This window comes from Bradyrhizobium sp. Kon69, from assembly GCF_055807515.1.
In genome coordinates this window covers 1-344 of the sequence record NZ_JBVVOS010000192.1, presented here as the reverse complement: position 1 = coordinate 344, position 344 = coordinate 1, and the positions used below count along the sequence as shown (strand labels likewise).

Annotated in this window: 1 protein-coding gene; it reads left to right on the top strand. The window is 54.1% G+C overall.

The genetic code is table 11. The features are described 5' to 3' along the window. Positions 1-226 (top strand): hypothetical protein (locus AC0L3U_RS38790; RefSeq protein WP_473365022.1); only part of this gene is annotated, 226 nt, incomplete at its 5' end. Positions 227-344 lie beyond the last annotated feature (118 nt).

Genomic DNA, 344 nt, shown 5'->3' with positions numbered 1-344 from the left:
TGTGGCGGATCGTTTGGTCAAGGCGGGTGTATTCAAAACGGATACGCCCTTGAAAACCGTCGCGCGTGATGCGTTTGTCAATGCGTCCGTCAACGGGCTTGTCAGTACACCGTTAAGTGTGGGTACGTACGCTGGCTCGGTTTGGACGGGCGAAACCATCAAAGGCAACTTTAGCGCCAAAAGTCTGGGGCCGAGCAACAACAGCCTTGGTCGGCCCACTGAATGATGAATGTGGGTACTGTGCATTGAACACCAAATTCCTGAAGTTCGTTATTCCAGCGGTGTTCGGAGCACCACCGGAGGAACCGCTAACCGGGTTCACTGTGGGCTTATACTTACCTGGC